The 20,219-nt window shown below is 72.7% G+C and carries 17 protein-coding genes and 1 pseudogene; 3 read left to right on the forward strand and 15 right to left on the reverse strand.

The window, feature by feature from the left end; translation table 11 throughout:
• Window positions 1-18: 18 nt before the first annotated feature.
• From ACFVFQ_RS24740 to bldG, 6 genes are all read right to left on the reverse strand, one after another.
• On the reverse strand, window positions 19-216 hold the full coding sequence (locus ACFVFQ_RS24740; protein ID WP_383419679.1) for a hypothetical protein: 198 nt from the start codon (window positions 214-216) through the stop codon (window positions 19-21).
• 76 nt (window positions 217-292) lie between these two features.
• Window positions 293-1,816 (reverse strand): methyltransferase, encoded by a 1,524-nt coding sequence (locus tag ACFVFQ_RS24745; RefSeq protein WP_383419681.1) that lies wholly within the window; start codon window positions 1,814-1,816, stop codon window positions 293-295.
• Between the two features lie 127 nt (window positions 1,817-1,943).
• A complete protein-coding gene (locus tag ACFVFQ_RS24750; RefSeq protein ID WP_383419683.1) occupies window positions 1,944-2,528 on the reverse strand; it encodes a small secreted protein in 585 nt (194 codons plus the stop codon).
• Window positions 2,529-2,744: 216 nt separating this feature from the next.
• Complete coding sequence (locus ACFVFQ_RS24755) at window positions 2,745-5,153, reverse strand: sodium-translocating pyrophosphatase (RefSeq protein ID WP_383419685.1); 2,409 nt, start codon at window positions 5,151-5,153, stop codon at window positions 2,745-2,747.
• Between the two features lie 839 nt (window positions 5,154-5,992).
• Complete coding sequence (locus ACFVFQ_RS24760; RefSeq protein WP_383419687.1) at window positions 5,993-6,436, reverse strand: ATP-binding protein; 444 nt, start codon at window positions 6,434-6,436, stop codon at window positions 5,993-5,995.
• 109 nt (window positions 6,437-6,545) lie between these two features.
• Window positions 6,546-6,887 carry an anti-sigma factor antagonist BldG gene (gene bldG / locus ACFVFQ_RS24765; RefSeq protein ID WP_046926810.1) on the reverse strand — a complete coding sequence of 114 codons (342 nt, stop codon included), beginning with the start codon at window positions 6,885-6,887 and terminating at the stop codon, window positions 6,546-6,548.
• A 160-nt stretch (window positions 6,888-7,047) separates the two neighbouring features.
• Between bldG and ACFVFQ_RS24770 the strand changes: the two genes are divergently transcribed.
• Entirely contained in the window at window positions 7,048-9,417 is a 2,370-nt protein-coding gene (locus tag ACFVFQ_RS24770; protein ID WP_383419689.1) for a DEAD/DEAH box helicase, read from the forward strand.
• Between the two features lie 630 nt (window positions 9,418-10,047).
• Here the strand turns inward: ACFVFQ_RS24770 and ACFVFQ_RS24775 are convergent.
• From ACFVFQ_RS24775 to ssd, 7 genes and pseudogenes are all read right to left on the reverse strand, one after another.
• Window positions 10,048-10,281: pseudogene (locus ACFVFQ_RS24775) on the reverse strand (Rv3654c family TadE-like protein); the annotation flags it as partial.
• 16 nt (window positions 10,282-10,297) lie between these two features.
• Entirely contained in the window at window positions 10,298-10,708 is a 411-nt protein-coding gene (locus ACFVFQ_RS24780; RefSeq protein ID WP_383419691.1) for a TadE family type IV pilus minor pilin, read from the reverse strand.
• Window positions 10,695-10,832 (reverse strand): DUF4244 domain-containing protein, encoded by a 138-nt coding sequence (locus ACFVFQ_RS24785; RefSeq protein WP_383419693.1) that lies wholly within the window; start codon window positions 10,830-10,832, stop codon window positions 10,695-10,697. The genes ACFVFQ_RS24780 and ACFVFQ_RS24785 overlap by 14 nt, the downstream gene beginning before the upstream one ends.
• Window positions 10,833-11,029: 197 nt before the next feature.
• Window positions 11,030-11,890, reverse strand: a complete 861-nt coding sequence (locus ACFVFQ_RS24790) for a type II secretion system F family protein (RefSeq protein WP_383419695.1) — start codon at window positions 11,888-11,890, stop codon at window positions 11,030-11,032.
• A 14-nt stretch (window positions 11,891-11,904) separates the two neighbouring features.
• The gene (locus tag ACFVFQ_RS24795; RefSeq protein ID WP_383419697.1) at window positions 11,905-12,840 is read right to left on the reverse strand and encodes a type II secretion system F family protein; all 936 of its coding nucleotides are present in this window, start codon (window positions 12,838-12,840) and stop codon (window positions 11,905-11,907) included.
• Entirely contained in the window at window positions 12,834-13,991 is a 1,158-nt protein-coding gene (locus ACFVFQ_RS24800; protein ID WP_383419699.1) for a TadA family conjugal transfer-associated ATPase, read from the reverse strand. Before ACFVFQ_RS24800 ends, ACFVFQ_RS24795 begins: the two co-directional genes overlap by 7 nt.
• A gap of 190 nt (window positions 13,992-14,181) precedes the next feature.
• Window positions 14,182-15,348, reverse strand: coding sequence for a septum site-determining protein Ssd (gene ssd, locus ACFVFQ_RS24805; RefSeq protein ID WP_383419701.1), 1,167 nt, complete (start codon window positions 15,346-15,348; stop codon window positions 14,182-14,184).
• 470 nt (window positions 15,349-15,818) lie between these two features.
• On the opposite strand from ssd, the gene ACFVFQ_RS24810 reads away from it, so the two are divergent.
• Window positions 15,819-16,739 (forward strand): HAD family hydrolase, encoded by a 921-nt coding sequence (locus ACFVFQ_RS24810; protein ID WP_383419703.1) that lies wholly within the window; start codon window positions 15,819-15,821, stop codon window positions 16,737-16,739.
• A 267-nt stretch (window positions 16,740-17,006) separates the two neighbouring features.
• Here the strand turns inward: ACFVFQ_RS24810 and ACFVFQ_RS24815 are convergent, their stop codons facing one another.
• Window positions 17,007-17,864: an oxidoreductase gene (locus tag ACFVFQ_RS24815; RefSeq protein ID WP_383419705.1), complete on the reverse strand. Its 858-nt coding sequence runs from the start codon at window positions 17,862-17,864 to the stop codon at window positions 17,007-17,009.
• A gap of 101 nt (window positions 17,865-17,965) precedes the next feature.
• Here ACFVFQ_RS24815 and ACFVFQ_RS24820 point away from each other — a divergent pair, with 101 nt between their 5' ends.
• Window positions 17,966-18,952 carry an ATP-binding protein gene (locus tag ACFVFQ_RS24820; RefSeq protein WP_383419707.1) on the forward strand — a complete coding sequence of 329 codons (987 nt, stop codon included), beginning with the start codon at window positions 17,966-17,968 and terminating at the stop codon, window positions 18,950-18,952.
• On the opposite strand, the gene ACFVFQ_RS24825 is transcribed toward ACFVFQ_RS24820, so the two are convergent.
• On the reverse strand, window positions 18,933-20,207 hold the full coding sequence (locus ACFVFQ_RS24825; protein WP_383419709.1) for a hypothetical protein: 1,275 nt from the start codon (window positions 20,205-20,207) through the stop codon (window positions 18,933-18,935). The two genes, ACFVFQ_RS24820 and ACFVFQ_RS24825, sit on opposite strands and share 20 nt — an antisense overlap.
• Between the last annotated feature and the right edge of the window lie 12 nt (window positions 20,208-20,219).

Here is a 20,219-nt window from a genome sequence, read left to right on the forward strand (position 1 = left end):
AGGCCGGCAGTTGTCCCCTCAGAACGCGCCCAACAGCAGGCACCCCAGGGCCAGGAATCCCGCCCCGGCCAGCACCGCCGTCACCGCCCCGGCCACCCGGCCGTACCCCACCGCCACCGGCTGCCCGGTCCGGGCACAGACGCCCGCCCACAGCAGCAATCCGCCCCCGAACAGCGCGAACGCCGCGCCCGCGAAGCCTGCCGGTCCACTGTCCATGCCCCCAGCCTGGCAGGCCCGTACGGCGACGGGACGAACGCCGTGTGAACGCACGCCCCGCCCCGCCGCCTTGGCGTTACTCGACCGGCTCCAGGAAGCCCTGCTCGACCAGCATCCGGATCGAGGCCGGCGTGCGGTCCCGGAGCAACACCGGGTCCTCGCCGACGAGCTGGGCGATGGCGTCCAGGATCCGGCCGGCGGGCAGCGAGCCGTCGCAGACGCCCGCGAAGCCGGCGCCGACGGTGTCCACCTTCGTGGCCCGCCGCATGCCGCGGTTCTGACGGAGCACCACATGCTCCGGGTCCTCCGCGCCGGGCAGGCCGACCTGTTCCTGCACCACCTCGTCGACCAGCCGGAAGTGCCCGGCCAGCAGCGCCGCGTCGTCGGTGGCCCGCAGGTAGTCCTGCCGGTCGAAGTGGCGCAACACCGCGTCCCCCAGGGGCTGTTCAACCGGGTGCGGCCATTCCTCGACGGTGACGGACGGGTCCTCGGCGCCGGACTTGCGCAGCGTGATCCAACCGAAGCCGACGGCCTTGGTCTTGCGCGCCTCGAACTCGTCCAACCAGGCGTCGTAGCGCGCCGCGTACTCCTTGGCGCCGGCGTGGTGGTCCCCGGCGTCGCGCAGCCACAGCTCGGCGTACTGGGTGACGTCCTGCACCTCGCGCTGCACGATCCAGGCGTCGCAGCCGCGCGGCACCCAGGAGCGCAGCCGGTCCTGCCACTCCTCGCCCGCCACGTGCTGCCAGTTGGCGAGGAGTTGGCAGTACCCGCCGTCGTTGAGGTGCGCGGCGGCCTGCTGGACGAGGGTGCGGCACAGGTCGTCGCCGCCCATCCCGCCGTCCCGGTAGGTGAGGCGCGCGCCGGGCGAGATCACGAACGGTGGGTTGGAGACGATCAGGTCGTAGCGCTCCTCGCCCACCGGCTCGAAGAGCGAGCCCTCGCGCAGGTCCGCCGGACCGGCCCCGGAGAGCGCCAGCGTCAGCGCCGCGATCCGCAGCGCGCGGGGGTTGAGGTCGGTGGCGGTGACGCGGGTGGCGTGCTGGGCGGCGTGCAGCGCCTGGATGCCGGAGCCCGTGCCGAGGTCGAGCGCCTTGGCGACCGGGCGGCGCGCGGTGATCCCGGCGAGGGTCGTGGACGCCCCGCCGACGCCGAGCACCAGCCCGGAGCGGTCCGCCCCGCCCCGGATGCCGCCCGCGCCGCCGACCGCACACCCGAGGTCGGAGACGATCCACCAGTCCTGTCCGTCGGGGCCGCCGTACGGCCGCACGTCCACCGTGGCGCGCACCTCGTCGCCGTCCCGCACCAGCCAGCCGTCGGCCAGGCAGTCCGCCAGCGGCAGCACCGCGGCCGCCCGCGCCTGCCCCACCGGACGCTGCAACAGGAACAGCCGCACCAGCGTCTCCAGGGGGCCCTCGCCCCGGGTCGCGCGCAGCGCGGGCACGGTCTCGCTGCGGGCCAGCGCCGCATACGCGGGCGCGCCCAACAGCTCCAGCAGGCCGTCGGCGGTGAAGGCGGCGGCCAACAGCGCCTCGCGCAGCCGGCTGGTCCGCGCGCTGCTCTCGGGGTCCTGGGCATCTGCGGTGGGGAGGTGCATCGTCACCCCACCATTGTCGGCCCTGCCACTGACAATCGGCGACGGCCCGGCGCCCCGCCCCTCTCGGGCGCGTCGCCGGGCCGTCGCCGCGGGCTGTTCCGACCGGTCCGCAGCAACCCCACGGACCGTCCCGCTAGGCGCTCTTGGAGGGTGCCGCCGACGGCCCGCCGGAGGCGCCCTGGTTCTGGCAGCCCTTCTGCCGCGCCATCGCCTTGCCCACGTCGCCGGCCTCCAGCTTCTTGAAGGCCTGTTCGCTCTTGGCGTTGAGCTTGTTGATCCCGTTGGAGAGGTTGCGCAGCCCGTCGGCGAACTTCAGCTTGTCGCCGGTGTCCAGGCCGTCCACCTGCTTCTTGAGGTCGGCGTAGCCCGCGGACAGCGAGTTGAGCTCCTTGACTGCGTTCTTCTGCGCGTCCGCGCCGCCCTCGCTCGGCGGCGCCCCCGCCTTGTCCAGGGACTTGGCCAGTTGGGCGTAGGCCGCCGAGATCTTCTGGAAGGCCGCCGAGTCGGTCTGCTGGACCTTCTTGGAGTCCGTGTTGCCGCTGTCGGCCGTCTGCATGGCCGCGTTGGCGTCCTGGATCTGCTTGAACGGAGCCTGCGCGGGGTCGCAGAACGTCTTCGCCCAGTCGTCGAGCTTCTTCGAGTTGTCGCTGCTGCAACCGGTCAGCGCGAGCAGGAGTGCGGCACCGCCGGACAGGGCAGCCACGAGCTTCTTGTTCACCGGATTGGTCCCTTCCATGGCTCTCGGCCCCGGAACATACACGTCCGACCGGCCTCGTTCCCTGGTCGGGCTTCGGGCCCGGGCCGCATTGCAGCCATTTGCACCAAGGACCACGGGCGGTTCCGGACACGCCGCGGGCGGGTGTCCGGCGCGCACAAAAAGCGCCGTACACCCGCCCGTTGAGCGGTCGGCGGGCCGCACCCGCGGCCCTGGCCTTCAGGAAGCCACGGCGGTCTCGGCCGACTTGGCGACGTTCTCGGAGTCCTCCGCGGTGTTGCCTTCATCACCCACGGCGATCCCGCGCCGCTTGGAGAGGTACACCGCGCCGACGATGACCACGAGCGCCAACCCGGCGGCCGCGACCCGGATGCCGAGGCTCTTGTCGTGGCCGTACGAGAACTTCACCACGGCCGGCGCGATCAGCAGCGCGACCAGGTTCATCACCTTCAGCAGCGGGTTGATCGCCGGGCCCGCGGTGTCCTTGAACGGGTCGCCGACGGTGTCGCCGATGACCGTCGCGGCGTGCGCCTCGCTGCCCTTGCCGCCGTGATGGCCGTCCTCGACCAGCTTCTTGGCGTTGTCCCACGCGCCACCGGAGTTGGCGAGGAAGACCGCCATCAGCGTGCCGGAGCCGATCGCCCCGGCCAGGAACGAGCCGAGCGCACCGACGCCGAGCGCGAAGCCCACCACGATGGGCGTGAGCACCGCCAGCAGCCCTGGCGTGGCCAGTTCGCGCAGCGCGTCCTTGGTGCAGATGTCGACCACCCGCCCGTACTCGGGCTTCTCGGTGTAGTCCATGATCCCGGGCTTCTCCCGGAACTGCCGGCGCACCTCGAAGACCACCGCCCCGGCCGACCGCGACACCGCGTTGATCGCCAGCCCGGAGAACAGGAAGACCACCGACGCGCCCAGGATCAGCCCCACCAGGTTGTTGGGCTGCGAGATGTCCAGGCTCAGGCTCATCCCGCCGGCCGCCTGGCCGATCTCCCGTACGGCGTTGGCGATCGCGTCCCGGTACGAGCCGAACAGCGCGGAGGCCGCGAGCACCGCGGTGGCGATCGCGATGCCCTTGGTGATGGCCTTGGTGGTGTTGCCCACCGCGTCCAGGTCGGTCAGCACCTGCGCGCCGTCCCCGGTCACGTCGCCGGACATCTCGGCGATGCCCTGCGCGTTGTCGGAGACCGGGCCGAAGGTGTCCATCGCGACGATGACCCCGACGGTGGTCAGCAGGCCGGTGCCGGCCAGCGCCACCGCGAACAGCGCCAGCGTGATCGAGGCGCCGCCCAACAGGAACGCCCCGTAGACCGCCAGCCCGATCAACACCGCGGAGTAGACCGCCGATTCGAGGCCGATCGAGATGCCGGAGAGCACGACGGTGGCCGGCCCGGTCAGCGAGGTCTTGCCGATGTCCCGTACGGGCCGCCGGTTGGTCTCGGTGAAGTAGCCGGTCAACTGCTGGATCAGTCCGGCCAACACGATGCCGATGGCCACCGCGACCAGCGCCAGCATCCGCGGGTCGCCGCTACGGCCCAGGATCTCCGGGTCGTTGACGCCGCTGAGGTCCTGGTAGCGCGACGGCAGGTAGGTGAAGACCGCGACGGCCACCAACACCACCGAGATGGCAGCGGAGATGAAGAAGCCGCGGTTGATCGCGGTCATCCCGCTGCGGTCCCGGCGCCGGGGCGCCACGACGAAGATGCCGACCATCGCGGTGAGCACGCCGATCGCGGGCACCAGCAGCGGGAAGGCCAGCCCGGCGTCGCCGAAGGCCGCGGTGCCCAGGATGAGCGCGGCAACCAGCGTCACCGCGTACGACTCGAAGAGGTCGGCCGCCATACCGGCGCAGTCGCCCACGTTGTCGCCGACGTTGTCCGCGATGGTCGCGGCGTTGCGCGGGTCGTCCTCCGGGATGCCCTGCTCGACCTTGCCGACGAGGTCGGCGCCGACGTCCGCGGCCTTGGTGAAGATGCCGCCGCCGACCCGCATGAACATCGCGATCAGCGCGGCACCGAGGCCGAAGCCCTCCAGCACCTTGGGCGCGTCCACCGCGTACACCAGCACCACGCAGGACGCGCCGAGCAGGCCGAGTCCCACGGTGAACATGCCGACCACGCCACCGGTACGGAAAGCGATCTTCATCGCCTTGTGCGCGACCGCCGTAAGATCCGTTTGCTGCGCCGCGTCATCTCCCGGAGTCGCCTCACGGGCCGCTGCCGCCACACGCACATTGCTACGCACTGCAAGCCACATGCCGATATAGCCGGTGGCCGCCGAGAAAGCCGCGCCGATCAAGAAGAAGGCGCTGCGCCCGGCACGCTGCGACCAATTGTCCGCGGGCAGCAACATGAGCAGGAAGAACACGACCACGGCGAATACGCCGAGGGTCCGCAACTGCCGTGCCAGGTAGGCATTTGCGCCCTCCTGCACCGCCGCCGCGATCTTCTTCATACTGTCGGTACCCTCACCGGCGGCGAGCACTTGGCGGACCAGCACCGCCGCGACCGCCAGGGCGGCCAGCGCGACGGCGGCGATCACCAGCACGATCCCGCGGTTGCCCGCGGTGAGTGACGGTCCGGCCAGCACGGTGGGGGTGTCCATCAACTGAGGGGTGAAAGGCCCCGCCATTCGTCCTCCTTGACGTTATGGCACATGGGCGCGCGGAAGCACGCTCAGGCGTCCTGAGCAAGATGTGGACGGATTGTAGGGAGCCGCGGTTGATCAAAACAGGGCGCCTCAAAGGGAATTCGCCTGTTCTCAGCGAAGATCAAAAGGCCGAGGGTTCGCCGAATTCGCCCGGACGAAGTAAACCGATGAATTTGCTGACCCCTGCCCGACGATCAGCATTTCCCACGATCCCCGCTGCTCAAAGACCTTTCACCGCACCCCGATCCCCCTGTGACCGCCGTGAAACGGGAGGGAATTGAGTCGCCCAACGCCCCTCCGAACCCCTCACCCACCCCATCCAGCGACCCCGCACCACACGATGACGCCTCGTCAGATCACGTCCGGATCGCATCGCCCACAACGGACCACACCGGCCACAGTGAAGGGCCGGGGCTACAACGGAACGCGTCGGGGTAGGGGGCTGAACGGACGGCCGGGCCGCGGCAGGTCCAGCCCCAAGGGCGGCCGGCCGCGTCACATCCCACGCGGCACCGCCTCCAACTCCGCCTAGGAGGGGCAGGTTTCACCGCCCCAACCCGCGCCAGCACAGACAGAAACGGGCGACACCGGGCACCAGAAGGTGGCAAGCGGCGGCAACAGCCAAGAGACCCAACAACACTGACGGTCGACCGGAAACAAACCGCACGGAAACACCCACGCGAAAACGCCGAGCCCTACGGCCCGGCGACGCCCAACTCAAACAACCCCGGAGCGGTGACGCCCACACCGACGCCCGCCCACCGAACGCATCCACCCGCGCGACGAAGCGCCAACCGCCCCGCGCCCGACGGCCGCGCTCGCTACGGCAGCACCGGCGTCGGATGCGCGGGCCAACTCATCCGGATCGACCCGCCGTTCTCGCCGGCGGTCACCTCGACGTCGTCGACCAGCCCGCTGATCACCGCGAGGCCCATCTCGTCCTCGCCCTCGGCGTCGCTCTCCCCGCCGCCCTCGGCCGGCACGCCGCCCGCGGCGGTCCCACCGGAGCCGGGGACCTCGTCGCCCACCTCGATCGAGAACTTCTTCTCGGTCTCGTCCTCGACCAGCACCACCCGCACCGGCGCCGAGATGCCATGGCTCTCGTGCATCCCCACGGCGCGGCTGCACGCCTCACCGACGGCGAGCCGCACCTCGTCCAGCACGGCCTCGTCCACCCCCGCACGCCGCGCCACGGCAGCCGCGACCAGACGCGCGGTCCGGACGTGCTCGGGAAGGGCGCTGAAGCGAAGTTCGACGGTGGCCATGCCATCCCCCTCATGATGCGGACGTGCAACGCGGGGGGCCGGACGAGCGCGCCCGGTACCCCCCACTCCTTCCACCCCCGCACCCTGGGCGCGGGGGACCGGTGAACCGTCAGTCAGTGGCTGAGACGGCTTCGTCGACCGAGGTGTGGATCGGGAACACCTTGGTCAGACCGGTGATTCGGAAGATCTTGAGAATGCGCTCCTGGTTGCAGACCAGGCGCAGCGAGCCCTCATGGGCGCGCACCCGCTTGAGCCCGCCGACCAGGACGCCGAGCCCTGTGGAGTCCAGGAAGTCGACACGTTCCATGTCCACCACGAGGTGGTAGCTTCCGTCGTTCACAAGCTCGACCAGCTGCTCGCGCAGCTTGGGCGCGGTGTATACATCAATCTCGCCACCGACCTCGACGACCGTACGGTCGCCAACGGTCCGGGTCGACAGGGACAGGTCCACGGATCCTCCAGCACCTTGCTATCGAGCGGTCGCCCCCCTGGGGCCTCCCCACCGAGGTAGGGGCGGATCGGCAGCCGCCATGGCATTCAATCACTTACCAGCAGGCGTGCACGACGCCTTGTGAGCATTGTCCGTCACACCGGTGACACACTCGGTGCCGATGGCCTCCAATCCACGTCCGCCGGAGCATGACGCGCGCACGTCCCCAGGCATGATTCTCGACGGTCTCGCCCGGGGCGCGACCCGTGCTGCGCGCATCACTCATACGGAGCACTTGCCCCCGCGCATCGGCACCCATGCCGACTGGCCGGCACAGATCCGGCCGGAAGTGATCGACGCCATCCGTTCGGCCGGAATCGATCGCCCCTGGGCCCACCAGGCACGGACGTCCGAACACGCGCTGCGCGGCGAATCCGTCGTGGTCGCCACCGGCACCGCCTCGGGCAAGTCCCTGGCGTACCTGGCACCGGTCCTCTCCACGCTGCTGGACGGCTCGGAGGCACCCAACGGGCGGGGGGCCACGGCCCTGTACCTGGCGCCCACCAAGGCCCTGGCGGCCGACCAGCGGCGGGCGGTGCGCGAACTGGCCGCCCCGCTCGGCACCGCGGTCCGGCCCGCCGTCTACGACGGCGACACCCCGGTCGAGGAGCGCGAGTGGGTCCGCCAGTACGCCAACTACGTCCTGACCAACCCGGACATGCTGCACCGCGGCATCCTCCCGGCCCACTCCCGGTGGTCCTCGTTCCTGCGCGCGCTGCGCTACGTCGTCATCGACGAGTGCCACACCTACCGCGGCGTCTTCGGCTCCCACGTCGCCCAGGTCATCCGCCGGCTGCGCCGGGTGTGCGCCCGCTACGGCTCCGAACCGGTCTTCCTGCTCGCGTCCGCCACCGCCGCGGAGCCGGCGCAGGCGGCGTCCCGGCTGACCGGCCTGCCCGTGGCGGAGATCACGCAGGACACCTCGCCCCGCGGCGAGTTGGTGTTCGCCCTGTGGGAACCGCCGCTGACCGAACTCCACGGCGAGCAGGGCGCCCCGGTCCGCCGCACCGCGACCGCCGAGACCGCCGACCTGCTCACTGACCTCGCCGTCCAAGGGGTCCGCACGGTCGCCTTCGTCCGCTCGCGGCGCGGCGCCGAACTCATCGCCCTGATCGCCCAGGAACGGCTCGCCGACGTCGACCGCTCGCTGCCGGCGCGGGTCGCCGCGTACCGGGGCGGCTATCTGCCCGAGGAGCGCCGGGCCCTCGAACGCGCCCTGCACAGCGGGGATCTCCTCGGTCTGGCCGCGACCACCGCGCTGGAACTGGGCGTGGACGTCTCCGGCCTGGACGCCGTGATCATCGCGGGCTACCCCGGCACCCGGGCCTCGCTGTGGCAACAGGCCGGCCGGGCCGGGCGCGCCGGACAGGGGGCGCTGGCCGTCCTGGTGGCCCGCGACGACCCGTTGGACACCTATCTCGTCCACCACCCCGAGGCGCTCTTCGACCGGCCCGTCGAGTCGACCGTGCTCGACCCGGATAACCCCTACGTCCTCGCCCCGCACCTCTGCGCGGCCGCCGCCGAACTGCCGCTCACCGAGGCCGACTTCCCGCTCTTCGGCCCGGAGGCCGCCGGACTGCTGCCCCAGTTGGAGGCGGCCAACCTGCTGCGGCGGCGCACCGCCGCCTGGTACTGGACGCGCCGCGAGCGGGCCGCCGACCTCACCGACATCCGCGGCCAGGGCGGCTCCCCCGTCCAGGTCGTGGAGGCCGGCACCGGGCGGCTGTTGGGCACCGTCGACGCCGCGGCGGCGCACACCACCGTCCACGAGGGGGCGGTCCACCTTCACCAGGGCCGCAGCTATCTCGTCCGCCACCTGGACCTGGCAGACGACGTCGCCCTCGTGGAGGAGGCCAACCCGCCGTACTCCACGACCGCCCGCGACACCACCGCGATCTCCGTCCTGGAGACCGACACCGAGGTCCCCTGGGGCGATGCCCGACTGTGCTTCGGCTCCGTGGAGGTCACCAACCAGGTCGTCTCCTTCCTGCGCCGCAAACTGATCACCGGGGAGGTCCTGGGCGAGACCAAGCTGGACCTGCCGCCCCGTACGCTGCGCACCCGCGCGGTGTGGTGGACGGTCACCGAGGACCAGCTCGACGCGGCCCGGGTCAATCCCCAGCAGCTGGGCGGCGCGCTGCACGCCGCCGAGCACGCCTCCATCGGGATGCTGCCGCTCTTCGCCACCTGCGACCGCTGGGACATCGGCGGCGTCTCCGTCCCCCTGCACCCGGACACCCTGCTGCCGACGGTCTTCGTCTACGACGGCCACCCCGGCGGCGCGGGCTTCGCCGAGCGCGCCTTCCACACGGCCGCCGACTGGCTCGCCGCCACCCGCAGCGCCATCGCCGCCTGCGAGTGCGATGCCGGCTGCCCGTCCTGCATCCAGTCCCCCAAGTGCGGCAACGGCAACGACCCCCTCCACAAACGCGGCGCCCTCCGCCTCCTGACCGAGCTCCTCCGCGGTGCCCCCGGCGACCCGCCCGACTGACGCTCGCGGCCCGCACAGCGGCTCAACTGCCCTGGGCGCGCCGGATGGTGACGCTGGCCGTGGCACTAGGGTCTGTCCGGTGGCCCCGGCCCCGGCCATGGCCCATCGGACAGGCCATAACTGTGGCCCTGCCCCTGCGTGGGGCAGGCAGGCGCCATCGCGTCGTACGGCGAGGGTGCACGCCGAGGGCCAAGCGGCGAGCGGGACTTCACGGTCGCGCCTCGCTCCCGGCCCGCACCACTGAGGCGTTGCCCGGAGGACGGACCGTCGCCCCGTAGGGCACAGTGCGCCTCCCAACTGCCGTAGGCCGGGCCGGTGGCCGGTGCCGCACCGAAGCGACGTACCGCGTCGCAGAACGGCCCCCGTGCCCAGGCGCCCCCGCACTCCCCCGCGCTCAGGACCTGCCGACGGCGCCCACAGCCGCGCGGCGACCGAGCGGCCCCGCGCCGGCACGCGGGCGGGCCCTCCGAGCGCCCCCCGTGCCGGCGGCAACGGCCAGCTCCGGCCCACCGGCGCGGGCCCCGTGGCCGCCACCGCCCCCTCCGTCCCCGGGGCCGGCGAGCCCGTCGTCGGGCCCGCGCGGGCTCGCACCCGCGCGGTGAACGGGCCTCCGCCCGCCTCCGCCGTGACATCGGCGATCGGCCCGACCAGCGCGCACCGCACCAGCCGGGCGTGCTGACCGCCGGCCACCCGGCGCGCCGTCGCGCAGGCCGCCGCCGGGCCCCGGAGCGCCTGATCGGCGGCCGCCAGCGCCGCCAAGTCGGCCGCACCGCCCGCCCGGTGCCGGGCGGTGACCGCCTGGCCGACGGCCATCAACGCGGCGAAGACCGCGCACAGCGCCGCCGCCGTGCAGACCGTCCACACCGTGGCGGAACCCTCGTCACCGCACCGTTTCCTCCGCAAGGGCCACCGCCTCTCCGCCGACCCGCACCGGTAGCCGGCCCACTCCCGGGAGCCCGGCCTCGACCCGTACGCGCACCAGGTCGCCCTCCCGGGCCACCGCGATCCGCGCGCCCCGGGGAGCCGCCGCCTTGGCCGCGGCGAGCACCTGGGCCGAGGGCTCCTGCCGCGCCGCCGCGCGCGCTCCGGCCCGCGCGGCGTCCACACAGGCGATCCGGGCGCACGCGGCCAGCAACCCCCAGATCAGCGCCACCGCGACGACCACCAGCACCGGCAGCACCACCGCCGCCTCCGCCGTCACGAACCCGGCGTCCCGCGCTCCCGGCCCGCCGGGCGGGCCCGCACCGGCACGCGCGGCACGGACCCACCCGCGGCCCTCAGAACGGCACATCGAGCGCCCTCTGGAGCACCGACCGCAGGGCCGCGACCACCGGCCCGCTCGTCACCAGCTTGTAGAGCACCGCCGCGAACGCACACGCCGCGAGCGTCCCCACCGCGTACTCCGCGGTGCTCATCCCGCGGTCCGCGCCTGCCGCGCGCACCCGTGACCACCATCGACGGAACATGTCCTGCCTCCTGGAAATCTCCTGAATCCGCCTGAACCTGCCTGAATCTGCTTATGCATCCGTGCACTTGTGAGGCCCGGGAGCTCGGCGCACGGCCGGGGCCGGCCTCGCGCGTGCCCCCTGCCACCGGGCCGCGCACCGCCGCCTCACCTCATGCCGTCACCCCCCAACAACCCACCGGCCAGCCCGATCAGCACCGGTGCCACCCCGAGGACGAGGAAGGCCGGCAGGAAGCACCCCGACAACGGGAGGGTGACCAACACCCCTGCCCGTCGGGCCCGCGCGGCCGCGGCCCGGCCCCACTCGGCGCGCAGTTCGGCCGCGACCCGTAGGGCCGGCTCCACGGCCGGGGCCCCCGATATCCCCGCGCGCTCCATGCAGCGCGCCAGCGCCTCGGCTCCCGGGAGCTCCGCCAACCGCGCCCATACGGCGGCTGGTTCGCCGCCCAGGCGCAGTTCCGCCGCGATGTGCCGCAGGCGCTCGGCGACCGTGCCGTCCAGCGACCGCCCCACCGCCTCGACCGCCTCCCGGGGGCCTGCGCCGGCCGCCAGACAGGCCGCCAACAGCTCACCGGCCGGAGCGAGTTCGGCGGCCACCCGCGCTTTTGCGGCCCGACCGGCAGCCGCGCCCCGCTGCCACCGCAGCCAGTAATGAGCGCCCCAGCCGACGCCGATCCCCACCAGGGCACCGGTCACACCGCCCAGGAGGACGGCCGCGCCGCCGCCCGCCCCCAGGGGCCCGCCCCACTCCCGCAGCCACCCCTTGGGCGGATCGCCCTCCCGGGCCGCTGCACTCCTTCGCCACCGACCCCGGACGACCCACCGCACCCGTTCACCCAGGCCCCTCTCGTCGCCGTCCAGGCCGCCTACCGCCCCCTCCAGCACCCTCGGCACCCGGCGCCGCACGGCACGTTCCACGCGCACCGCCCGCACCAGCACCCCCGCCCACAGCAGGACCGCGGCACCCAACGCCACCATCCCCACCCTGTGGACAACTTCCGGACTCACCACACCCACCCCCTTCACTTCCGTACCGCCGACGCATCGGCGACGATCCGGCCCGTCCAGGCCACTCCGCCCCACTCCAGGAACCCGCCGACGAGCAGACAGCCCCACCCGGCCGGGGTGTGCAGCAGCACCCCCAGGGGGTCGGCGCCGAGCGCACCGCCCATCAGCAGCCCACCCACCGGGAGTAGCGCGAGCATCAGCGCGGTGGCCCGCGGCCCGGCCAACTGGGCCTGGAGCTCCTCTCGTTGGTCCCGCTGCGCGGCCAGGCCGGCCGCGATCCGTTCCAGCCCGCGGGCCAGCCCCGCACCGCCCTCCACCGCCACCCGCCAGCACGCCGCCGCCCCGATCAACCCCTCGGCGCCGGGCAGCCGCGCCGCCGCCCGCAGCGCCCCGGGGACGTCCCCGCCGTACCGCGCGGCCGCCAGCACCGCGGGCCCGGCCTCCCCCAGCCCCGCCACCCCGGCCGCGACCAGGGCCCGGTCCGGCTGCCGGCCGGCCCGCAGCTCCCCCGCCACCGCCCCGCAGAACCGGATCACCGCCGCCGCCCGCCGGTCCGCCGCCCGCCGCCGCGCCCGCCCGTCCAGCCACCGTCGTACGGCAACCAGGGCCACCACCGCGCCCACGACGGGCAGCACCGACCGCCCCAGCACCGCCAGCGCGATCCCGGCCGGCAGGCACCAGACCTCCGCGCCGACCTCGACCCGGCCCCCGAGCCGCCACCGCCGCGCCCCCGCGCCGCCGGCCGCCCGCCCGGCGCCCCACTCCCGCAGCGCCGCGGCGCACCTCGGGCCGGGCCAGCCGACCATGGCGTGCACCGCCCCGACGTCCCCCAGGACCGCCACCGCCCGCCGCCGCAGGGCCCGATCGCGCCGCAGCCGCCACACCAGCAGCGCCACGCACCCCACCACCACGGCCGGCACCACCCACGCCCCCGCCCCCTCGCTCAGCACGCCTCCCCACCCCTCTCGCACAGCCGGGCCAACCGCCCCCAGCCGCGCGCCTCCCGGAACCCCTCCGGGCTCCACACCGCGGCCGGCACCGTCACCACAAAGCCGTCCCGGTCCCGTTCCAGGACGTGGATCTCGGCGACGCGCCGCCGTCCCGCCCGGTCGCGGACCAGGTGCAGCACGACGGACAGCGCGGCCGCCAACTGGCTGTGCAGGGCCGCCCGATCCAGTCCGGCGGTGCAGCCGAGCGCCTCCAACCGGGCCGGCACGTCGCACGCGGCGTTGGCATGAACGGTCCCCGAACCGCCCTCATGGCCCGTATTGAGCGCCGCCAACAGGTCGGTGACCTCGGCTCCACGGACCTCCCCGACCACCAACCGGTCCGGCCGCATCCGCAGCGCCTGCCGCACGAGGTCCCGAAGGGTCACCCGGCCGGCGCCCTCCTGATTGGCGGGCCGGGCCTCCAGCCGCACCACATGGGGGTGATCCGGCCGCAGCTCCGCGGAATCCTCGGCGAGCACGATCCGTTCGGCCGGACCGACCAGGCCGAGCAACGTGCTGAGCAACGTCGTCTTGCCGGACCCCGTACCGCCACTGACCAGGAACGACAGCCTGGCCGCCAGCAACGCCCGAAGCAGCTGGTCGCCGCCCGGCGGCACCGTCCCCGCCGCCACCAGCTCCGCGAGCGCGAAGGCCCGGGGCCGCAGCACCCGCAGGGACAGGCACGTCCCGGCGACCGCCACCGGGGGCAGCACGGCGTGCAGCCGGGTGCCGTCGGGGAGCCGGGCGTCCACCCACGGTCGGGCGTCGTCCAGCCGCCGTCCGGCGACCGCCGCCAGCCGCTGCGCCAGTCTGCGCACCTCGGCCGCGTCCCGAAACCGGACGTCGGTGCGCTCCAGCCCACCGCCCCGGTCCACCCACACCGCATCCGGCGCGGTCACCAGGACGTCCGTCACATCGGGCGCGGCGAGCAGCGGCTCCAACGGCCCGCTGCCCACCATCTCCGAGCGCAACGCCCCCACCACGCCCAGCACTTCGGCATCCCCGAGAAGCCGCCCCTCCGCGCGCAGCGCCACCGCCACCCGGGCCGGCGTCGGCTCCGCCCCGGCCTCGGCGAGCCGCCGCCGCACCCCGTCCAACAGCTCCCGACTCATCCCGCACCACCCCCAAGAACGGCCGCTTTGACCCACGCGCCCCCGAAGGGGCCGACGGCACACCGGCTCCCCCGGGACCACCACCCGGCCCCGCACCGCAGCCCGTCCCGCCACGAGTCCCCGACCCGAGGACCGCACCGCCCCGCGGCCACTCGACCCCGGCACCACAACGCCCTCACGATCCGCCGCCTCATTCCGACGCACCCCCCAACTCCCGCTCCCCTGCACGCTCAACGCCCCCAACAGGCGCCGCACCCCCGCCCCGCGCCCGCTCCCAGAAGCCCGCACAGAACCGCGCCAACGGCCCCCGCGCTCGCGCTCCGGGCACCGTCCCCCGCGCGAGGTCCTCCGGCAGCCCCGCGTCCCACGGCAACTCGCCGGCCAGCGGCAGCCCCACCAGGCGCGCGATCTCCTCCGCACCCGGCCCGCCGCCATGCCCCGCCCCGGGGTTCCCGCAGGCCACCACCCGCACGTCACGCAGCACCGCCCGCACCGCATCCGCCACCCGCCGCGCCGCCGCCACCGCCCGCAGCTCCGCCGGCACGAGCAGCAGCCCCATGTCCACCTGCGCCAGCGCTTCGGCGGCGGTCTCATCCACCCGACGCGGCAGATCGACCACCACCACACCGCCGCGCCGCCGCGCCGCGGCCAGGACCGCCCGCATCGCCGGCGGCCCAATGGCCACCTCCGCGCCCCGGTCCCAGCTCAGAACCCGTAAGGAGTGCAGTCGCGGCAGCGACTCGGCGAGCGCACCGCCCGCCACCCGGCCACGCGACTCGGCGAACGCCGGCCACCGCAGCCCTTTCTCCTGCTCACCGCCGAGCAGGACATCGAGACCGCCGCCCAAGGGATCGCCGTCCACCAGCAGGGTCCGCTCCCCCGCGCGGGCGGCGGTGACGGCCAGCGCCGCCGCGAGGGTGCTCGCCCCGGCACCGCCCCGACCGCCGACGACCCCGACCGTCAGGGCCGGCGCACCCGCCCCCTCGACCGCATCGGCGATCCGATCCACCAGCCAGCGCTCGCCCTCAGGAAGGGCCAACACCCGCTCCGCACCGATCGCCACCGCCTGCCGCAACACCGCGACGTCGTCCGCGTCCCGCCCGGCGATAACGACACCAGCCCGCCGCCCGGTGCCGGACAGCCGGGCGGCACAATCCGCGCCGACGATCACCAACGGCGCCGATTCCCACTCCGTTGTGCAAAGAGGGGGACGGTGTGCCACTTCGGGCAGCGCACCGGCCGCCGCGCAGAGCCGCAGAAGGTCATCGAGGAGCTCTTCGTCCTCGGTGATCAGCAGCGGCCCGTCCCGCTCTTCACCGCTTCGCACCGGCTGGTCGGAAGTAGATGATCCGGACACGTTCTGTCCCCCTATCGCTACGCAACTCGCGCTTCCGCGAACTTCGCGGACTTTTACGGTGCAGCGATCGGGAAATCCGTGTGGATCTTGACCCAAAACTGTGGACAACTCGGCGGTTGTGAATATCCCCGTCACCTATTCCAGCGACGCAGGAAGGCTTCTGAGGCGCCCGTGAAGCCTCCGCAGAGCAGTGCGACAACTACCCTGAGTGATGGCATATGCATGTCAGAAGCGGGCGCCAACAACGCGCGGAAAACAGGTGAATCAAGGGTTCACGGCGGAAAATGCGCCCGGACATGCGACGACCCCCGCCGGGGGGGAGAGCGGGGGTCGTCCCCACGGCCGACTCGGGGGGGGAGGAGCCGGACCGGGTTAGCACGGTCGCGAACGATCCGTGACTTCCATGGTGTACCCGAGAGCCTTCTCAGGCAAACCCACGCGCCACACCTTACGCCGAATGGTGGGCGCCTATGCTCGCCCCCGTGGAAAACCACTCCGTGCCTCACTCGACTCCCCGTACTGCCGCGTTCTTCGACTTGGACAAGACCGTCATTGCAAAGTCGAGCACGCTGACCTTCAGCAAGTCCTTCTACCAAGGCGGCCTGATCAATCGGCGGGCCGTACTGCGCACCGCGTACGCCCAGTTCGTGTTCCTCGCGGGCGGCGCCGATCACGACCAGATGGAGCGGATGCGCGAATATCTCTCGTCGCTCTGCCGCGGCTGGGACGTGGCCCAGGTCCGCGAGATCGTCGCCGAAACACTGCACGATCTCATCGACCCGATCATTTACGACGAGGCGGCCTCGCTCATCGAGGAACACCATGCGGCCGGTCGGGACGTGGTGATCGTCTCCACCTCCGGTGCCGAGGTCGTCGAGCCGATCGGCGAACTCCTGGGCGCGGACCGGGTGGTGGCCACCAGAATGGTGGTCGGCGACGACGGCCGCTTCACCGGAGAGGTGGAGTACTACGCCTACGGCCCGACGAAGGCGGAGGCCGTCCGGGAACTGGCCGCGTCCGAGGGGTACGACCTCCAACGCTGCTACGCGTACAGCGACTCGATCACCGACGTGCCCATGTTGGAGACGGTCGGCAACCCCTGCGCGGTCAATCCGGACCGGGCGCTGCGCCGCGAGGCAGTCGCCCGGGGCTGGCCGGTGGTCACCTTCAATCGGCCGGTCCCGCTCAAGAAGCGGCTGCCGACGCTGACTCTGCCCTCCCGCCCGGTGCTCACCGCCGTCGCCGCGATCGGCGCGGCCGCCGCCACCGCGACGCTGGTCTGGTACGCCACCCGTCGCAATACCGGAAAGAATCGACTCGCCGTAATGCCCGCATTTGCTCGCAAACGTAAAGATCTGCGGGCTGGGGTTCCGTTCACCCCATATGAGTAGTACAAAGGACGTAACGGCCCGCGAGACCAAGGACATCCGAGAGGAACGCCTTTAACCGCATCAAGGCCCACGGACCGACGCATGAATGCCGAGCACCCACGCGACGCCGACCCGTCGATTACGGGCCAGCCGCACCAGGTAAGCGGACAAGGAATCCGACCTGATGGGCAAATACCGAGCACGCCTGGTAACTCGGCGGACGTGCCAGCGGCGGTACCGAAGGGTTGGTACCGCCGCAACCCGTGTCAGGGTCCGGGCAACGGGCCGTTACGCCGCTCCGCGCTGCAAAGCCTCGCAGACCGCCGTGCTCTCCCGTACGCCCAATTCGACCGCGCGTCCGCAGTGGGCAATCCACCCCGCCATGCCGTCCGGTGTGCCCGAGACGTAGCCCTGTAGGGCCCCCGCGTAGTCCGCGCTCCCCAGTTCCGCGTGCCCCACCTCGGCCGGGCAAATGGACTTCGGGTCCAGCCCGCTGCCGACCAGCACGATCCGCTCCGCGGCCCGCGCGACCAACCCGTTGTACGTGCCAAAGGGCCGCAGCGCCAGGAGTTCCCCGTGCACCACGGCGGCCGTCACCAGGGCCGGTGCCTGGGTGCCCGCCAGGAGAAGCCGCGAGAGCCCGTCCAGCCGGCCGGCGACCTCCTCGGCGTCCGGCAGCGGCAGTTCGATCGACGGCTCGTCCACCGGCTCACCGTCCCGCCGGGGCCGGCCCACGGTGTCGTCGGCCACCCCGCCGCCGGCCGCAACGAGATGCAGCCGGGCCAGCACCCGCAGCGGCGACTGCCGCCAGACACTGAGCAGTTGGCCCGCCTCGGCGGTCAGCCGCAGCGCGGCGCCGACCGTGCGCGGCTCGTCGCCGGTGCCGAAGTCGGTGCGCCGGCGGACCTCTTCGAGCGCCCAATCGGCCCCGGACAGCGCCGCGGAGGCCCGTGCGCCGCGCAGCGCCGCCTCCGCGGTGATCTCGGTGCTGCGGCGCCGCATGATCCGGTGCCCGTAGACCCGGTCGACGGCCTTGCGGACGGAGTCCACGGAGTCGGCGACCCCCGGGAGCGACGCCAGGGCCGCGAGCGGGTCGGTGCTCGCCTGGGGTGGTTCGGGGGGCGTCCCCCGGGAGATTCCAGCCATGGGAACGACCCTACGCACCGCCAGCCCGAACCCCTCGAAGGAGTGGTCTTCTTCACGTAAACCACCCGTCGAGAGGTTGACCACACCTACGCTCCCCGAACATGAAGATCGCTTTCGTAGGCAAGGGCGGCAGCGGCAAGACCACGCTGTCCTCCTTGTTCATCCGGCACCTCGCCGCGGCCCAGGTCCCCGTCGTCGCGGTGGACGCCGACATCAATCAGCACCTGGGCGTCGCGCTCGGCATGACCGAGGCTCAGGCCGCCGCGCTGCCCGCGATGGGTGCCCATCTCCCCTTGATCAAGGACTACTTGCGCGGCAGCAACCCCCGCATCCCGTCCACCGAGACGATGATCAAGACGACCCCGCCCGGCGAGGGCTCCCGGTTGCTGCGCATCGGCGAGGGCAACCCGATCTACGACGCCTGCGCCCGGACGGTGCCGCTCGACGACGGGACGGTGCGGTTGATGGCCACCGGCCCGTTCACCGAGGCCGACTTGGGCGTGGCCTGTTACCACTCCAAGGTCGGGGCGGTCGAGTTGTGCCTGAACCACCTCGTCGACGGCCGCGGGGAGTACGTCGTCGTCGACATGACCGCGGGGTCGGACTCCTTCGCCTCCGGGATGTTCACCCGCTTCGACATGACCTTCCTGGTCGCCGAGCCGACCCGTAAGGGGGTGGCGGTCTACCGCCAGTACAAGGAGTACGCGCAGGACTTCGGCGTCCCGTTGAAGGTCGTCGGCAACAAGGTCCAGGGGGCCGACGATCTGGCGTTCCTCCGCTCCGAGGTCGGCACGGACCTCCTGGTGTGTGTGGGCCACTCCGACTGGGTGCGGACCGTGGAGAAGGGCCGCCCGGCCCCCTTCGCCCTCCTGGAGGAGACCAACCGCCGCGCCCTGGAGGTGTTGCACGACACCGCCGACGCCTCCTACGAGGACCGCGACTGGGAGCGCTACACGCGCCAGATGGTGCACTTCCACCTGAAGAACGCGGAGAGTTGGGGCAACGCGAAGACGGGGGCCGACCTGGCTGCCCAGGTCGACCCCGCCTTCGTGCTCCTCGAAGGGACGGCTACCCCGCAACCGGCATGATCCGGGCCGCCGGCGCCGGGCCGGCGGCGACTTCCGGGGTATCCGAGAGGTACGCCGACCAGCCGTCCTCCGGCGCCCGGCCCACCGGCAGGTCCTGGAGCCTGGCCAGCGTCTCCGGGTCCTGCGCGTCCAGCCAGTCGCTCAACTGCTTGAAGCTGACGCAGCGCACGCCCTTACGGGGGCAGATCTCCTTGATCGCCTCCTCGACGGCCTTCATGTACGTGCCGCCGTTCCAGGACTCAAAGTGGTCGCCGACGAACAGGGGCGCGCGGTTGCCCTGGTAGGCGCGGTCGAAGGCATCCAGGATGCCGTCGCGCATCTGCTGGCCCCAGGCGGTGTGCATCGCGCGGTCGCCATGGGTGGAACCGGACTGGTTGGCCAGGAAGTTGTAGTCCATCGAGAGGGTCTCGAAGTCCCGGCCGGGGAACGGTATTTCCTGGAGCGGGAAGTCCCAGATGCCGTCGATCTTCCGCGGCCAGGTCTGCAGACCGCCCGATGAGCTGGCGTCGTAGCGGAAGCCCATCTCCTTGGCCGCGGGTATCAGGTTGCGCTGCCCCTCCAGACAGGGCGCGCGGCCGCCGACCAACTCCTTGGCGTAGTCGAACGGGAGCGGCGGCTCGCCCTTGAGGCCGGAGTTGGTCTTCCAGTTCCGCACGAAGGAGACGGCCTGCTCGATCTCGCTGCGCCACTCCTCCGGCGTCCAACTGCCCACCCCGTTACGGCCGCAGAAGTGGCCGTTGAAGTGGGTGCCTATCTCGTTGCCGTCCTCCCAGGCGCCGCGCATCTGGGCCACGGTGTCCTTGATCCCGCGGACGTCGTTGAAGCCGATAGCCGAGGCGCCGGGCTCATGGCCGGGAGGTTCGTAGAGCTCCGCCTTGTCGGTGGGGAGCATGTAGACGCCGCTGAGGAAGTACGTCATCGTCGCGTGGTACTTCTTGCCGACGGCGCGGAAGTGGGAGAACAACTTCTGGCCGTCCTCGCCGGCTCCGTCCCAGGAGAACACCACGAACTGGGGTGGTTTCCGGCCCGGTTTGAGGCGGGCGGGCCTGGGTTGGTGGGGCTGTGCCCCGGTGTACGCGGTGGAGCCGTCGCCTATCAGGCGGACCGGGCGGGTGGCCGGAACCTTGGCGGGTGCCACGCGCCCCTTGCTCGTGCTCTGCGGCGGTCCGCCCTGGGTCGCCGCGGAGCAGCCGGCTATCGCCGCCAGCGCCACCGCTGCCGCGATGCGCACCGTCGCCTTCGATATGACCGCCATCAGCCACCTCAT

The sequence above is a fragment of the Streptomyces sp. NPDC057743 genome (assembly GCF_042798755.1).
Taxonomy (GTDB): domain Bacteria; phylum Actinomycetota; class Actinomycetes; order Streptomycetales; family Streptomycetaceae; genus Streptomyces.

Excerpts from the sequence above, each read along its gene's own strand:
- ACFVFQ_RS24740 (WP_383419679.1), bottom strand. The coding sequence starts at position 216 with ATGGACAGTGGACCGGCAGGCTTCGCGGGCGCGGCGTTCGCGCTGTTC.
- ACFVFQ_RS24755 (WP_383419685.1), bottom strand. The coding sequence starts at position 5,153 with ATGGCGGGGCCTTTCACCCCTCAGTTGATGGACACCCCCACCGTGCTG.
- ACFVFQ_RS24760 (WP_383419687.1), bottom strand. The coding sequence starts at position 6,436 with ATGGCCACCGTCGAACTTCGCTTCAGCGCCCTTCCCGAGCACGTCCGG.
- ACFVFQ_RS24770 (WP_383419689.1), top strand. The coding sequence starts at position 7,048 with ATGGCCTCCAATCCACGTCCGCCGGAGCATGACGCGCGCACGTCCCCA.
- ACFVFQ_RS24780 (WP_383419691.1), bottom strand. The coding sequence starts at position 10,708 with ATGTGCCGTTCTGAGGGCCGCGGGTGGGTCCGTGCCGCGCGTGCCGGT.
- ACFVFQ_RS24785 (WP_383419693.1), bottom strand. The coding sequence starts at position 10,832 with ATGAGCACCGCGGAGTACGCGGTGGGGACGCTCGCGGCGTGTGCGTTC.
- ACFVFQ_RS24800 (WP_383419699.1), bottom strand. The coding sequence starts at position 13,991 with ATGAGTCGGGAGCTGTTGGACGGGGTGCGGCGGCGGCTCGCCGAGGCC.
- ACFVFQ_RS24810 (WP_383419703.1), top strand. The coding sequence starts at position 15,819 with ATGCTCGCCCCCGTGGAAAACCACTCCGTGCCTCACTCGACTCCCCGT.
- ACFVFQ_RS24815 (WP_383419705.1), bottom strand. The coding sequence starts at position 17,864 with ATGGCTGGAATCTCCCGGGGGACGCCCCCCGAACCACCCCAGGCGAGC.
- ACFVFQ_RS24820 (WP_383419707.1), top strand. The coding sequence starts at position 17,966 with ATGAAGATCGCTTTCGTAGGCAAGGGCGGCAGCGGCAAGACCACGCTG.
- ACFVFQ_RS24825 (WP_383419709.1), bottom strand. The coding sequence starts at position 20,207 with ATGGCGGTCATATCGAAGGCGACGGTGCGCATCGCGGCAGCGGTGGCG.